We start from the raw sequence: 14853 nt of genomic DNA on the forward strand, positions 1-14853 counted from the left end.
CGTGTGAAAATTATTTTCAAATTAACACATCTTCAAATCTTCAAATTAAGAAGGGTCAACTAAGAATAAAGGTTGGTCAAATTCAACCGGTGACATATCATCAACCAAAATCTTAACGATTTTTCCTGAAACTTCAGCTTCAATTTCGTTGAATAACTTCATAGCTTCAACTACACAAAGTACGTCTCCTTTTCCGATGGTGCTTCCCACCTCTACAAATGGCGCTTTGTCTGGAGAAGGTTTGCGATAAAATGTTCCAATCATAGGTGATTTTATAGTAACATATTTTGAGTTGTCATCAGCAGCAGGTGCAGCAGGTGCAGCCGGAGCAGCAGATGCAGCAGCAACTGGAGCGGCAGCAACTGGAGCAGCCAAAGCATGTTGCATAGGCGCTTGTTGCACATAAGTGATATCAGGTGTATTTCCTTCTAAAGTAGTTCTGATTGTGATTTTTACATCACCTGTTTCCAATTTTACCTCAGCAACTCCTGAATTGGATACAAATTTGATCAGGTTTTGAATTTCTTTTAAATCCATGATTTATTAGTTTTAGAATTAGTTTTATTGTTTGTTATAAGCCCATTTTAAATAGATAGAACCCCAGGTGAATCCGCCACCGAAAGCGGCAAAAATCAAATTATCTCCTTTTTTCAATTGGTTTTCAAAATCACTAAGCAACAACGGAAGCGTTGCTGAAGTTGTATTTCCGTATCGGTGTATGTTCACCAATACTTTGTCTTCCTCTAACCCCATGCGGTTGGCCGTGGCATCAATGATTCTTTTATTGGCCTGATGGGCTACTAACCAGTTGACATCTTCTTTGGTCAAATTGTTACGCTCCATGATTTTTTCACTCACATCAGCCATACCGGAAACAGCATATTTGAAAACAGTTTTACCATCCTGAAAAACAAAATGTTGTCTGTTTTCTACCGTTTCTACTGATGGAGGAAGTATCGAACCACCGGCATCAATTTTCAGATATTCTCTTCCGATACCATCACTTCTTAAAAATTCATCTTGTAATCCTAAGCCTTCGTAATTTGGCTCAAATAAAACAGCCCCTGCACCATCTCCGAAGATGATACAAGTAGCTCTGTCAGTATAATCAATAATAGAGGACATTTTATCGGCACCAATCAACAGTACTTTTTTGTAACGTCCTGATTGAATGTATGCTGCTGCGTTTGACATTCCGTAAAGAAAGCTTGAACAGGCAGCCTGCAAGTCGTAAGCAAAAGCATTTACAGCGCCAATTTGTGTAGCTACATATACTCCGGTAGATGCCACAGGCATGTCGGGAGTGGTGGTGGCCATAATTACTAAATCTATTTCTGCAGGATTGATATTGGCTTTGGTAATTAAGTCTTGTGCGGCTTTAATCGCCATGAAGGAGGTGCCTTTTCCTTTTTCCTTTAAAAGTCTTCTTTCTTTGATTCCGGTGCGAGTGGTAATCCATTCGTCATTGGTATCTACCATGGTTTCCAGTACTTGATTAGAGAGTACAAAGTCCGGAACATAGGCTCCAACTGCGGTAATTGCGGCTGTAATTGTATTCATAAAGATGGTATTTTTCTTCTCGGTTTTTTCAGCCGAAAAGTTGTGGAAATTACAAAAAAAAATTATACCGAGAGTATTTAGAAAGGGATATTTCTTAAAATTAAGTAAAACAAAAAACTCCCATAAAGTGGGAGTTTGTTTTGTAAAAAAAACCTAATTAAGCAACAGCTACTGATTTATCAATAACTACTTGTCCTCTGTAATACATTTTACCTTCGTGCCAATAAGCTCTGTGGTATAAATGCGCCTCACCGGTTACCGGACATGTTGCGATTTGAGCAACAGTTGCTTTATAATGAGTTCTTCTTTTATCTCTTCTTGTTTTCGAGGTCTTTCTCTTAGGATGTGCCATTGTACTATATTATTTATCCGTTAATAGTTGTTTTAATTTGTCCCAACGCGGGTCAATATCATCTTCTTTTTTTGTTTCTTCTTTTATTTCTTTGACTTGTAATTCGTTTAGTTTTTGTAATGCTTCCGTCTGTAATGTTCCGTCTTTTACTCCCGGATGCACTCTTTTTTGCGGAATCGACAATACAATCATTTCATAAATGTATTGTGATAAATCAATCTGATGTTCCCCGTGAGGCAGTATCAGCAATTCATCATTGTCGTTGTTGAATTCATCGCCAAACTGGACTACCAATTTGATTTTTCCCTTGATAGGCAGGTCAAATGGCTCTCCTGTTAAATCACAAGGAACATTTACGGTCCCGGTGTGCTTAAAGCTGATTTCCAGCATAGTGGTCTTTTTTTCAAGAACTACATTTACTGTGATATCGCAACTTTCGAATTCATCAAAACTAAATTCGTCAAAGAACTTTTTGTTTATTTTAAATTCAAACTGATGCTTTCCTAATTTTAATCCTATGAAAGGAATTAAATATTCATTCGTACTTTTCATCTAAACAACAATTTGAGTCATTTCTAAAAGCTTAGAAACGGAGTGCAAAGATATAAAATTATTGCAATTCCAATAACCTTATCAACATTTTTTTGTTTATAACTGTTTTTCCTTTGTTTTCAAGGGGTTTTTGCTAATTTCTATATGCTGATTTCTGGAATTGTAAATGTCAATTGCAGTGTAAACAGCTTCTTTGAATGAATTGTAATCCGCAATTCCTTTACCGGCAATTTCATATGCGGTACCGTGATCGGGTGAGGTTCTGATTTTATTTAAACCGGCAGTGTAATTTACCCCATTTCCAAAAGACAAGGTTTTAAAAGGAATCAGTCCTTGGTCATGATAGGTTGCTACTACAGCATCATACTTTTCATATTGGGTACTGCCAAAAAAGCCGTCAGCGGGAAATGGACCAAAAACCAGGGTGCCTTTATCGAACATTTTTTTAATAGTTGGTTTTAGTAACTCATCGTCTTCCTTACCAATGACGCCATTATCTCCTGCATGCGGGTTGAGAGCCAAAACTGCAATTTTAGGTTTGTTAATGCCAAAATCCTGAATTAAACTGTGTTTAATGGTTTCAATTTTTTGGATAATTAACTTTTCTGTCAAATGTTTAGCCACTTCATTTACCGGAATGTGATCGGTTATCAATCCTACCCTCAAATTGTCCTGAACCATAAGCATCAAGGCGTTACCTTCTAGCTCTTGGTTTAAATAATCAGTATGCCCCGGGAATTTAAATTCCTCGGATTGGATGTTATACTTGTTAATAGGAGCGGTAACCAAAACATCAATTTGATCTTCTTTTAGGGCTTTTGTTGCTGCAACAAATGAACGGATAGCGTATTTTCCGACGTTGTCGTCATTTACTCCAAAATTCAAATCAACACCTTCGCGCCAAATATTCAATACATTTATTTTACCTACAACCAACTGGTCCAGTTTGTCAATACCGTGAAGCGGAGCGGTAAGTTCTAATGTTTTTTTTATAAAAGAAAGCACCTTTACATTAGCAAAAATAACCGGCGTACAAAGTTCCAACATTCGGGAATCTTCAAAGGTTTTTAGGATTACTTCGCTTCCAATACCGTTTAAGTCGCCAATCGAAATTCCAACAATGATATTTTCTGCTTTTTTCATAAGAGTGACAAGTTATTTATTGCTAATTTTGAAGTGCAAATTTAGTAAAATAAAACCATAATGTTTACAGGAATAATCGAAACCCTCGGAATAGTAAAAGATTTAAAAAAAGACAACGACAATCTGCATATAACTGTTTCTTCTAATATAACTCATGAATTAAAAATAGATCAAAGTGTGTCACACAATGGGGTTTGTTTGACCGTGGTGGCTATTCAGAATGATGAATACACGGTTACAGCTATTCGGGAAACCATTGAAAAGACCAATTTAGGCGAATGGCAGGTGGGAGATTGTATTAATTTGGAGCGGGCTATGAAACTGGGAGATCGCCTGGACGGACACATTGTACAGGGACACGTTGATCAAACCGGAATTTGTCAATCGGTAGAGGAAGCGAACGGGAGTTGGTATTTTACCTTTGAATACGACAAGGGTTTAAGTAATATTACCATTGAGAAGGGCTCGATAACAGTAAACGGAGTAAGTTTGACCGTTGTAAATTCGAAAGAAAAGGAATTCAGTGTGGCAATTATACCATACACTTTTGAGCATACTAATTTTAAAACGTTCAAGCCGGGGACCAAAGTAAACCTTGAATTTGATGTTGTAGGAAAATACGTTTCCAGATTATATTCTCTGCGAAGTTAATAGTTTTGCAATTGTCCGAAATAAAAAAAGCTTCAAATTATTTTGAAGCTTTTTTTCTGTTTATTTCTGCTATTTTATATAGTCCATATGTTAAAGAAACTGTCAATAAAATCAAGATACCGCCGTCCAATGGTGACCCTGGTGGAGGTGGAGGTGTTGATGGTGGAGGCGGTGCAGGTGCGGCAAACAAAGCTGTCAACGGCAGCAAAAGCACAACCAAAGAAGTAAGAATTCTATTCGGGACAATTTTCATAGTGCGTAAAAGTAAAAAAAAATTCTATTTACCAAAATATTTACTTTCTAAATTCCATAAATTTAATAGAAAAATAAATTAGCAATTCCCTTGATTTTAAAGCTAATTTGGTTTTCTAATCATTCCTTCATCACCTTTTCCACTCTCATTAACGAGATTTTTCACCGAGTGGTTTTTTCTAAATTAATGATTCAGAAAAAAAAGGCCTCATTGTAGAGGCCTTTCGATATGTGGTCCCACTTGGGCTCGAACCAAGGACCACCTGATTATGAGTCAGGTGCTCTAACCAACTGAGCTATAGGACCGAATTTGAGGTTGCAATATTAGCACTAATTTTTAAGCGATGCAACTATTTTTATCGGATTTCTTGACAAAGCTCAATCAAAACACCATTAGTGCCTTTAGGGTGTAAAAAAGCTACCAGCTTATTATCGGCTCCTTTTTTGGGAGTTTCGTTCAAAATGGTGAAGCCTTCATTTTTTAAACGATCGATTTCGGCTACAATATCTTCTACATCAAAAGCAATATGGTGAATACCTTCACCTTTCTTTTCGAGGAATTTAGCAATCGGGCTATCGGGATTTGTAGCTTCTAAAAGTTCTATTTTATTAGGACCGTTCAGGAAGAAGGATGTTTTTACGCCTTCGCTGGCAACTTCCTCTTCTTTATAAGGCGGGTTGCCGAAAAGTTTTTCAAAAAGTAAGTTAGAGGTTTCCAAATTGTGCACCGCAATTCCTATGTGTTCTATTTTTCTCATGAGTGTAAATTAGAGCCACAAAGTTAACAAAAAATCAAATGGTTTCTGTTTTAGCCCTGATGGGAGCGGCACCGAAGTAGAGCGGACAGCAGGAAAACAGCTGGCAGATAAGCCAAAACTTTCGCTTCTGAAGGTTATGAAAATTTAAAATTGTATTTTTGCGGCATGGAAACGAACAGACAGAAAAAAATAGGTAGCGTATTGCAAAAAGATTTAGTGGATATTTTGCAGGGAGAAGTACGCAAAAACGGAATTACAAATTTGGTAATTTCAGTTTCTAAAGTGAGTGTGACGACAGATTTGTCTATTGCAAAAGTATATTTGAGTGTTTTTCCTCAGGACAAAGCGCCGGAACTGTTGGTTGCCATAAAAACGAATGCTCCTTTAATCAAGCATGATTTAGCGCAACGGGTAAAGCTGCAATTACGCAAGGTGCCAAATCTTTCTTTTTATATTGATGACTCCTTAGATTACATTGAAAAGATTGATAATGCTTTGGCAGGTAAGGAAAACCCAATTGAAAACCGCGATCTTTTAGATAAACGCAAGAAATTTTAAGTTGAATTTTCCGCTTTACATAGCCAAACGCTACCTTTTTAGCAAAAGCAAAAGCAATGCTATTAATATTATTACAGGGATAGCGTCAATGGGGATTATTGTGGGTACCATGGCTTTGTTTGTGGTACTTTCTGTTTTTAGTGGGTTGCGCGATTTTAGTTTGTCTTTTTCCAACAGTATGGATCCTGATTTGAAGGTAAACCCAATTCAGGGAAAAACGCTTTTTATCTCCCCCCGTCAAGAAAATCAGATCAAAAATATTGCCGGAATCGCTTCTTTCAGTAAAGTGGTGGAAGAGCGTGTGCTTTTCTTTTTTAAAGGAAAAGAAATGGTGTCGAATTTAAAAGGAGTAGATGCTAACTTTACCAGAACCAATAGTATGGGAGGTAACCTGTACAATGGGCAATGGTTGAAACCTAATACTTATCAGGTAGTTGTAGGCTATGGTATTACGGATAAATTGTCGCTCGGACTTTTTGATTTTAATAATCCGTTTGAAGTGTATGTGCCTAGAAAGGGAAAAGGAGTTATCGAAAGTGAAGACGAGGCTTTTTTCAAATCCAACCTGATTCCGGTTGGGATTTATGCTGTCAGCGAGGATTTAGACAGTAAATATGTATTTGCGGATTTGGCCTTGGCCCAGGAGCTATTAGAGCTCAAACCAAACCAAATATCCGGTGTGGAAATAAAAATGAAACCCAATGCGGATGAATCTCAAATCATAGAGAGTTTAAACGCAGTTTTTCAAAATAAAGCAGAAGTAAAAAACCGCGCTCAACTGAATGCCACCTTGTATAAGATGTTGAACACGGAAAACATTGCGGTGTATCTCATTTTTACTTTAGTAATCATCATAGCATTATTCAACTTGATAGGTGCCTTGATTATGATGATTTTAGACAAAAAGAGCAATCTGAAAACGCTTTATAATTTAGGCGCCGAAGTCAAAGATTTGAAGAAAATATTCCTGCTTCAAGGGACCCTACTCACTATTATAGGCGGTATTATTGGTATGGTTTTGGGAATTATTATTGTTGTGATTCAACAACATTTTAAATGGGTCATGATTACAGAAACTTTAGCTTATCCGGTGGTTTTCACCATTCAAAATGTCCTCATCGTCTTTACAACTATAGTATCGTTGGGCTTTTTCTCCAGTTGGATTGCCAGCAGTCGTGTACGTAAAAAATTGTTGGGTTAAACAAACTGATAACCAGAATAAGCGTCGCGAATTTCCTCAAAAATTTGAAGCAATTCATTATGGCCATCAGTGGTAACCAAGCGTTGTTTGTATTCTTTAAACCCGTGGATTCCCTTAAAATAATTCGTGTAGTGACGGCGCATTTCTACTATGCCCAGGCGTTCGCCTTTCCATTCCATTGACCAGATTAAGTGGTTGCGTGCTGCTTCGATGCGGTCTTTCATGGAGGGCAATGGCAAATGTTCTCCGGTCTTGAAATAATGTTTGATTTCGTTAAAAATCCAAGGATAACCAATAGCGGCACGACCAATCATCATACCGTCTAAGCCGAATTTATTTTTGTATTCCAATGCTTTTTCGGGTGAATCAATATCTCCGTTACCGAAAATAGGCATCGTAATTCGCGGATTATTTTTTACTCGGGCAATGTGCGACCAATCTGAATGCCCTTTATACATTTGAGCACGAGTTCGGGCGTGAATGGTTAGTGCTTGCACCCCAACATCTTGTAGACGTTCGGCCACTTCATCAATATTGATGGAGTTTTCATCCCAGCCTAATCGTGTTTTCACGGTAACCGGCAAATTGGTTCCTTTGATGACGGCTTTGGTCAGACGAACCATCAAATCGACATCTTTTAAAACACCTGCCCCGGCGCCTTTGCAAACCACTTTTTTTACAGGACAGCCAAAGTTGATATCAACCAAATCGGGCTGAACAGTGTCTACAATTTTGGCAGACATTTCCATAGCTTCTTCGTCTCCACCGAAAATCTGGATACCAACAGGTCTTTCGTAATCGAAAATGTCAAGCTTTTGACGACTTTTCATCGCGTCGCGAATAAGTCCTTCGGAAGAGATAAATTCCGAGTACATCAAATCAGCGCCATGCAATTTGCACAGACGACGAAACGGAGGGTCGCTCACGTCTTCCATTGGTGCCAGAAGCAATGGGAAATCCGGTAATTCGATGTTGCCAATTTTGGGCATAATGCTAATTTTTTAACTACTTAACAATTCAACCTTCGGTCTCGAGAGTGCAAAAATACGATTTTTAAAAGAAAAGTTGAAAGCCTTAAAGGGAAAGACTGATTTTTCGGCTTTGAAACTGATGAATTTAGCCTATATTTGCGGATTAATTGCATTAGGGATTACCTTCGGTCAGTTCGGCCGTTGGCCTCGGGTGGAGCAAGTGCTATGCACTGCGGAAAGCCCGACCGCCTTGGCGGGAATGCCCAAGACCGATTTTACTGAAGATGAAGAATATTAGAAATTTTTGCATTATTGCTCACATTGACCATGGGAAAAGCACCTTGGCAGACCGTTTATTGAGCGCTACTCAAACGGTTACGGCTCGTGAGGAAAAAGCCCAGTTGCTTGATAATATGGACTTGGAGCGCGAAAGAGGAATTACCATTAAGAGCCACGCCATTCAGATGGAGTACAAGTATAAAGGAGAAGATTATATCTTGAACCTGATTGACACACCAGGACACGTAGATTTCTCGTATGAAGTTTCTCGTTCTATAGCGGCTTGTGAAGGAGCGTTGTTGATTGTGGATGCGGCACAGAGTATTCAGGCGCAAACCATTTCAAATTTGTATTTGGCTTTGGAAAACGATTTGGAAATTATTCCGGTACTAAATAAAGTAGATTTACCAAGCGCCAATCCGGAAGAAGTAAGCGATGACATCGTGGATTTATTGGGATGTAAACTGGAAGATATTATTCATGCCTCGGGGAAAACCGGTTTTGGTGTGGATAAAATTTTGGAAGCAATTATTGAGAAGATACCGGCGCCAAAAGGTAGCAAAGAAGAACCGTTGCAGGCGTTGATTTTTGATTCAGTTTATAATCCGTTCAGAGGAATAGAAGTTATTTTCCGTGTGAAAAACGGAGAAATTCGCAAAGGGCAAAAAATAAAGTTCATGGCTACCGATAATGAATATTATGCCGATGAAGTAGGAACTTTGAAATTGAATCAAGTGCCGAAAGACGTGATTTCTACCGGAGATGTTGGGTATTTGATTTCGGGTATTAAAGAAGCCAAAGAAGTAAAGGTAGGAGATACCATTACCGATGCTAAAACACCGACTACCAATATGATTGTTGGTTTCGAGGACGTAAAACCAATGGTATTTGCCGGGATTTACCCAGTAGATACGGAAGATTACGAAGATTTGAGGGCCTCTATGGAGAAACTGCAGTTGAACGATGCCTCTTTGGTTTTTGCACCCGAGAGTTCGGCAGCATTAGGCTTTGGTTTCCGTTGCGGATTCTTAGGAATGTTGCATTTAGAGATTATACAAGAGCGTTTGGAGCGCGAGTTTGATATGACGGTAATTACGACAGTTCCGAACGTATCGTATTTGGCTTATACCAAAAAAGAACCGGATACTCCGATTATTGTAAATAACCCTTCCGATTTACCGGAGCCGTCAAAATTGGATCGTGTAGAAGAGCCGTTTATCAAGGCGACTATCATTACTAAAGCCGATTTTGTTGGAAATGTCATGAGTTTGTGTATCGAAAAGCGAGGGATTATTACGAATCAAACTTATTTAACCACAGAGCGTGTGGAGTTGAATTTTGATATGCCGTTGGCAGAGATTGTATTTGATTTTTACGATCGATTGAAAACCGTTTCCAAAGGATATGCATCGTTTGATTACTCGCCTATTGGAATGCGTACCTCTAAGTTGGTGAAATTAGACGTTTTGTTGAATGCCAATTCGGTGGATGCACTGTCAGCACTTATACACGAAGATAACGCATACAATATCGGTAAAAAGATGTGTGAGAAATTGCGTGAGTTAATCCCGAGACAACAGTTTGATATCCCGATTCAGGCAGCAATCGGAGCGAAAATCATTGCACGTGAGACCATCAAAGCCTTGCGTAAAGACGTTACGGCTAAATGTTACGGAGGAGATATTTCCCGTAAACGTAAATTGTTGGAGAAACAGAAAAAAGGAAAAAAACGTATGCGTCAGGTTGGAAACGTAGAGATTCCGCAGGAAGCATTTATGGCCGTGTTGAAACTTAACGATTAAATTAAAAATAGAACTAACCCAATAGCGAAAGTTGTTGGGTTTTTTGTTTCGTATTAACGCAAGTATCTTTGTAAATTTGCACACTTAAATCAGAAATCATGTTAGAAGATAAAAATCAGCAACGTACACCACTATCACAATTAGGAGAATTCGGTTTGATTGACCATTTGACTAAAAACTTTGACGTAAAACAACCTTCAACGTTAAAAAGTATCGGAGATGACGCTGCTGTATTGGATTTTAAGAACAAAAAAGCAGTAGTTTCTACCGATTTATTGATCGAAGGCGTGCATTTTGATTTATCGTATATGCCGTTGCGTCACTTGGGCTATAAAGCCGTTGTGGTGAATGTTTCCGATATCTGTGCTATGAATGCAAAACCTACTCAGATAACCGTTTCTATAGCGGTTTCTAATCGTTTTCCGCTGGAAGCGTTGGAGGAGTTGTTTGACGGAATTGCTTTGGCAGCTAAATTTTATAATGTAGATGTTGTTGGTGGGGATACTACTTCTTCTCAAAAAGGATTAATCATTTCAATCACAGCCATTGGTGAAGCAAATGAAACGGATTTGGTTTACAGAAACGGCGCCAAAAATGGTGATTTGCTGGTCGTGACAGGAGATTTAGGTTCGGCTTATATGGGATTACAGATTTTAGAACGTGAAAAGCAGGTGTTTCAGGTGAATCCTAACAATCAACCTGATTTAGATGCCTATACTTATTTAATTGAGCGTCAGTTGAAACCGGAAGCCCGCCATGATATCAAAGAATTGTTATCTAAATTAGAAGTAAAACCTACGGCTATGATTGACATTTCGGATGGGTTGTCTTCGGAGATTATCCACATTTGCAAACAATCCAAAGTAGGCTGTAATTTATACGAAGAAAAGATTCCGGTAGATCCACAATTCATTAATGTTTGTGAAGAATTCAATATTGATTCAACGACGGTAGCTATTAATGGAGGGGAAGATTATGAGTTGTTATTTACGATTGCATTGGAGGATTATGACAAAATAAAAGCCAATCCGAATATGACTGTGATAGGCCACATGACACAAGAAAGTGAGGGGATTCATTTGATTACCAGGCCCAATACCAAAATTCCTTTGAAAGCACGCGGATGGGATGCCATGGAAGCGTAAAAAAAGCGATACCGAAGTATCGCTTTTCCCCCTAAGTCTTGTAAATCAAGCTGTAGTTTGAAGTTGTACTACCTCTTTTTGAATCTACAAATACTAACCCTGAAATCATACGGCTAAATTAGTCATTGTAGTCAAGAAGGCTATTACGGTTTCCCGCATATTTGATTACGGTTTCCCGTATAATCGTTAAATGACACCTTTATTTTTGGCTTCGTTGATTAAATCAATATCCGTTCCGCCTTTTACTTCCAAAATTTCCCTAATGTTCAGTTTTCGCTTTTCCACAGCACTTAACGATAGGGGAATGTATTGCGGCAAATCTTTTGTTTTTACGCCTTTGGAAAGGTGAAATAATATTTGTTTGTCGAAAACATCCAGTTCAATATTGTTGTATTGTGCCTGCCCCACCAATTTGATTACCGTTTGACTGTAGTAGCTCTCATTTTTAATGATTTTGTCGAAAGCAAAAAGTAATTCGTCAAAAGTCAGATCGTTTTTGATGATTAATCCGCTGGGATTGATGGTTTTAATGATGTTGTTGATTTTGAGCAATTCGGTATGCATGGTCAGCAAAATCACTTTGCAGTTGGGCATTTCAGTTTTGATTAACATGGCCAAATCTTCTCCGGAATAAATTCCTTTTTCGGCATATTCAGGCATACTAATGTCAAAAAAAGCAATATCAAAAGCCTTAGGCTGGTCAACGATGTTTTCGTAACCGGATTTGCAATTGTTGGCCTGCGTTACAATAAATTCAGTTCCTTGTTGGCTGTATTTATTGATGGCATTTTTGTAGGCTTCAATAATAAACGGGTGATCGTCTACGATTAAGATGTTGATTGGGCTTGTCATTGTTCTTCTGTAATTAGTTGTTTAGTTTCTATCGGTAAGGTAATTACAATTTTGGTTCCTTCGTTTTTCTTCGAGCTGATATCAATAATTCCATTACAATCACTGGTTCTGGAGATCATGTTCTGCATGCCGATACCTTTGCTTTTTCGGTTGACATCAAATCCGACACCATCGTCTTGGATTTTCAAATATACATTTTCTTTATCGCCTTTTACTTCTACAATTATATTTTTGGCATTGGCATATTTGTTGATGTTTTGCAGCCCCTCCTGTAAGATGCGATACATGTTAATTTTAATGGCATTGGCTACTTTGTCCCAAACCACATCATTGTCAATATAGTATGTTACATTGGCTTCATGTGCATTTTTTTGCTCTTCCAATAAGTTGTGAACGATAGAAACAAAGTTATTAATTAAAACTTGTTTTTCTCTGTTCAAATCGTGTGAGATTTCACGAATATCCTGTTCAATTGTTTTTAATTCGTTTAAAAGTTCGGTTCTTTTTTTAACCGATTCTTCATCGGTATTCGAGTTTAAACTATCCAGATTTAATCGAAGACCAAACATCCTGCCGAGTACACCATCGTGAAGGTCCTGAGCCAAACGTTTCTTTTCTTTGCTTCGACTTTCGTCAATAATGGCCTGTTGTGACATCATGAGGTTGTAGATGTCTTCATTGGCTTTTTGTTGTGCCTGTTTGTACAATAACTCACGTGTTCGTGCACGCTGGGCTCTAACGACAAATAATAAGGCAACAATGATAAAAGTTATGATAAATGCGTACAGCAAGTTTCGATTCCTTTCGGCTAAGCCAACATTTTCCTGTTTGATTTCGTCAGTTTCAAATTGGATTTTATTAAATCGGTCTTTTGATTTACGTTCTTCTATTTGAAGACTATCATTTATTTTTATGTATTGTTCTGAGTAATATATGGATTTTGCTTTATCAACAATTGAAGCTTGTTTAAGGGCAAAAACCAAGTTAACAGGAATTTTGGACTCCTTAGCTATTTTTAACGCTTTTTCAGAATATTCTAGGGCTAGTTTATTATTTCCAATTTTTTGATAATATTCAGAAATATGGATGTTACTACCCACAATATAAGTGTAATCGTCAAGTTTATTTCGAATTTCTAATGCGTCATAAAATAATTTAGGTAAATCTTTATAGTTGTTAGATTTAAGTCTTGAATAGGCAAGATTGTCTAATAAACAACCATAGGTGTCGGGATCATCCTCGGCTAACAAATTGTCCTTTAGTCCTAGTTCAAAATTTACTATTGCTTCATTAAATTTCTTCTGTCTTAAATAAAGATAACCTATGTTGTTGTAGCAAATGGCTACAGGATGTTCACGATTCCAAGATTTTATATTCTTTACTACATCTAGAGCTTTGTTGTGAAATAAAATTGCTTTGTCATATTCTTTTAATTCGGTGTAAACTAAACCAAGTTGATTTAAGGTTCCATAAAGCTTGTCTTTTTCATTAGAGTCTTTAAATATATAATACGCCTTAGAAAGAGATAATTCTGCTCCTAAAAAATCACCGACACTACTCTGAACAATTCCTTTGTTAAAAAGAATGTTAGCATAGTTTATCTTATCTTTTTTTTTGTAATATATTTTTTCTGCTTTTCTATAGTAAATAAAAGAACTGTCATAGGATTGTATTCTTTTGAAGTAATTGGCTTTAAATCTGTAAGATTTTGCCATGTTTATTGAATCATTGGCTTTAATAGATTGTTTCAGAAGGTATTGTGATGCACTATTAAAACTATTCCAGTCTTGATTGTTATATAAGATATATACAATTGAAAAAAGAGTGTCCCTGTTTCTAGAGGTGTTTTTTAAAGATTCGACAATTTTTAAAGCACTACTTATAGCTTTAGTTTTGTCGCTATTTAGGGCTCTTTTAGAGTTTAAGACGCCCATATAATAGTTTAAGCTATCACTAGCTGTCTTTTCAGAAACAGTATCAAGTTTTCTTTTTGAACACCCAAAAAAAAGAGATATAATTAAAAGAGTTAAAATTGTTTTTCTTTTCAAGAGAAATTGTTTTTCTCAAAAATACGAAACATATTGACAAAAAAAAACTACCAATGGGTATTGGTAGTTAATTGTATATATTGTTTTAATTATTTATTCTCCACCAGAGTTTCTTCCACCAATTGAGAATTCTCCACCAGAATTTCTTCCACCGATTGAAAATTCACCACCAGAGTTTCTTCCACCAATTGAGAATTCACCACCAGAATTTCTTCCACCGATTGAAAACTCACCACCAGAGTTTCTTCCACCAATTGAGAATTCACCACCAGAATTTCTTCCACCGATTGAAAACTCACCGCCAGAATTTCTTCCTCCAATTTCAGATGGAGTCGTGAATGACGTCACTATAAGCATTAAGGCTAATAAACCGAAAGTTGTTGCTAATTTTTTCATAATTTGAGACTTTTTATTGTTAATGTTTTGTTTCGTTTTTGTGGTGTGTGCCTTAGAAATGATTTGAGGCTATTGCACTTTCACGATGTAAAACTAAAAAGGATGTCTCTGCGAAGTCCTATATATAAAGGTGTTTATGGTAGAATGACCTCGTTTGATAGTGAATGGGGGTCAAATGCGAGTGGATGATTTTTGCGATTTTGACATTTTTGAACAAAAAGTGCTCCCTAAAGATGTCTGCGGGATTTTTTTTGAGGGGGTATTGTAAAAATTGTATTGAAGAAGTGGGCAAAAGTGTGAAAGAGCATGGCTCATTTTTGCCCGATTCTAATT

At 37.3% G+C, this 14853-nt stretch carries 17 protein-coding genes and 1 tRNA gene; 7 read left to right on the forward strand and 11 right to left on the reverse strand.

Going from position 1 to position 14853, the window contains the following annotated elements; translation table 11 throughout:
- Positions 1-45: 45 nt before the first annotated feature.
- From accB to pdxA, 5 genes are all read right to left on the reverse strand, one after another.
- Positions 46-537: an acetyl-CoA carboxylase biotin carboxyl carrier protein gene (gene accB, locus ACSVH6_RS02765; protein WP_438075321.1), complete on the reverse strand. Its 492-nt coding sequence runs from the start codon at positions 535-537 to the stop codon at positions 46-48.
- 24 nt (positions 538-561) lie between these two features.
- Positions 562-1560 carry a beta-ketoacyl-ACP synthase III gene (locus ACSVH6_RS02770; RefSeq protein ID WP_438075323.1) on the reverse strand — a complete coding sequence of 333 codons (999 nt, stop codon included), beginning with the start codon at positions 1558-1560 and terminating at the stop codon, positions 562-564.
- Between the two features lie 157 nt (positions 1561-1717).
- Positions 1718-1912, reverse strand: a complete 195-nt coding sequence (rpmF, locus tag ACSVH6_RS02775; RefSeq protein ID WP_073308476.1) for a 50S ribosomal protein L32 — start codon at positions 1910-1912, stop codon at positions 1718-1720.
- A 9-nt stretch (positions 1913-1921) separates the two neighbouring features.
- Positions 1922-2464, reverse strand: coding sequence for a YceD family protein (locus ACSVH6_RS02780; protein WP_438075325.1), 543 nt, complete (start codon positions 2462-2464; stop codon positions 1922-1924).
- A gap of 96 nt (positions 2465-2560) precedes the next feature.
- Entirely contained in the window at positions 2561-3607 is a 1047-nt protein-coding gene (pdxA, locus tag ACSVH6_RS02785; RefSeq protein WP_438075327.1) for a 4-hydroxythreonine-4-phosphate dehydrogenase PdxA, read from the reverse strand.
- Positions 3608-3667: 60 nt separating this feature from the next.
- Between pdxA and ACSVH6_RS02790 the strand changes: the two genes are divergently transcribed.
- Complete coding sequence (locus tag ACSVH6_RS02790; protein ID WP_438075329.1) at positions 3668-4258, forward strand: riboflavin synthase; 591 nt, start codon at positions 3668-3670, stop codon at positions 4256-4258.
- An 11-nt stretch (positions 4259-4269) separates the two neighbouring features.
- Positions 4270-4593 carry a hypothetical protein gene (locus tag ACSVH6_RS02795; protein WP_438075331.1) on the forward strand — a complete coding sequence of 108 codons (324 nt, stop codon included), beginning with the start codon at positions 4270-4272 and terminating at the stop codon, positions 4591-4593.
- 149 nt (positions 4594-4742) lie between these two features.
- On the opposite strand, the gene ACSVH6_RS02800 is transcribed toward ACSVH6_RS02795, so the two are convergent.
- Positions 4743-4816: transfer RNA gene (locus tag ACSVH6_RS02800), tRNA-Ile, on the reverse strand.
- A 50-nt stretch (positions 4817-4866) separates the two neighbouring features.
- Positions 4867-5268 (reverse strand): methylmalonyl-CoA epimerase, encoded by a 402-nt coding sequence (gene mce, locus ACSVH6_RS02805; protein WP_438075333.1) that lies wholly within the window; start codon positions 5266-5268, stop codon positions 4867-4869.
- Between the two features lie 165 nt (positions 5269-5433).
- Here mce and rbfA point away from each other — a divergent pair, with 165 nt between their 5' ends.
- Both rbfA and ACSVH6_RS02815 read left to right on the forward strand, forming a co-directional pair.
- Entirely contained in the window at positions 5434-5826 is a 393-nt protein-coding gene (gene rbfA, locus ACSVH6_RS02810) for a 30S ribosome-binding factor RbfA (RefSeq protein ID WP_438075335.1), read from the forward strand.
- Between the two features lies 1 nt (position 5827).
- On the forward strand, positions 5828-7027 hold the full coding sequence (locus tag ACSVH6_RS02815) for an ABC transporter permease (protein ID WP_438075336.1): 1200 nt from the start codon (positions 5828-5830) through the stop codon (positions 7025-7027).
- Here the strand turns inward: ACSVH6_RS02815 and dusB are convergent.
- On the reverse strand, positions 7024-8016 hold the full coding sequence (dusB, locus tag ACSVH6_RS02820) for a tRNA dihydrouridine synthase DusB (RefSeq protein ID WP_438075338.1): 993 nt from the start codon (positions 8014-8016) through the stop codon (positions 7024-7026). The two genes, ACSVH6_RS02815 and dusB, sit on opposite strands and share 4 nt — an antisense overlap.
- Before the next feature lie 76 nt (positions 8017-8092).
- Between dusB and ACSVH6_RS02825 the strand changes: the two genes are divergently transcribed.
- The 3 genes from ACSVH6_RS02825 (at position 8093) to thiL (ending at position 11224) form a co-directional block, all read left to right on the forward strand.
- Positions 8093-8296: a hypothetical protein gene (locus ACSVH6_RS02825; RefSeq protein WP_438075340.1), complete on the forward strand. Its 204-nt coding sequence runs from the start codon at positions 8093-8095 to the stop codon at positions 8294-8296.
- Entirely contained in the window at positions 8283-10079 is a 1797-nt protein-coding gene (gene lepA, locus ACSVH6_RS02830) for a translation elongation factor 4 (protein WP_438075342.1), read from the forward strand. The genes ACSVH6_RS02825 and lepA overlap by 14 nt, the downstream gene beginning before the upstream one ends.
- Before the next feature lie 98 nt (positions 10080-10177).
- On the forward strand, positions 10178-11224 hold the full coding sequence (gene thiL, locus ACSVH6_RS02835; protein WP_438075344.1) for a thiamine-phosphate kinase: 1047 nt from the start codon (positions 10178-10180) through the stop codon (positions 11222-11224).
- A 186-nt stretch (positions 11225-11410) separates the two neighbouring features.
- Here thiL and ACSVH6_RS02840 read toward each other — a convergent pair whose 3' ends face one another.
- The 3 genes from ACSVH6_RS02840 to ACSVH6_RS02850 all read right to left on the reverse strand — a co-directional run bounded on the left by ACSVH6_RS02840 (position 11411) and on the right by ACSVH6_RS02850 (position 14520).
- Entirely contained in the window at positions 11411-12076 is a 666-nt protein-coding gene (locus tag ACSVH6_RS02840; RefSeq protein ID WP_438075346.1) for a response regulator, read from the reverse strand.
- Entirely contained in the window at positions 12073-14124 is a 2052-nt protein-coding gene (locus ACSVH6_RS02845; RefSeq protein ID WP_438075348.1) for a tetratricopeptide repeat-containing sensor histidine kinase, read from the reverse strand. The genes ACSVH6_RS02840 and ACSVH6_RS02845 overlap by 4 nt, the downstream gene beginning before the upstream one ends.
- A gap of 93 nt (positions 14125-14217) precedes the next feature.
- Positions 14218-14520, reverse strand: a complete 303-nt coding sequence (locus ACSVH6_RS02850) for a hypothetical protein (RefSeq protein ID WP_438075350.1) — start codon at positions 14518-14520, stop codon at positions 14218-14220.
- Positions 14521-14853: the final 333 nt, after the last annotated feature.

Source organism: Flavobacterium sp. XGLA_31 (assembly GCF_051547105.1).
In the GTDB taxonomy this organism is placed as follows: domain Bacteria; phylum Bacteroidota; class Bacteroidia; order Flavobacteriales; family Flavobacteriaceae; genus Flavobacterium.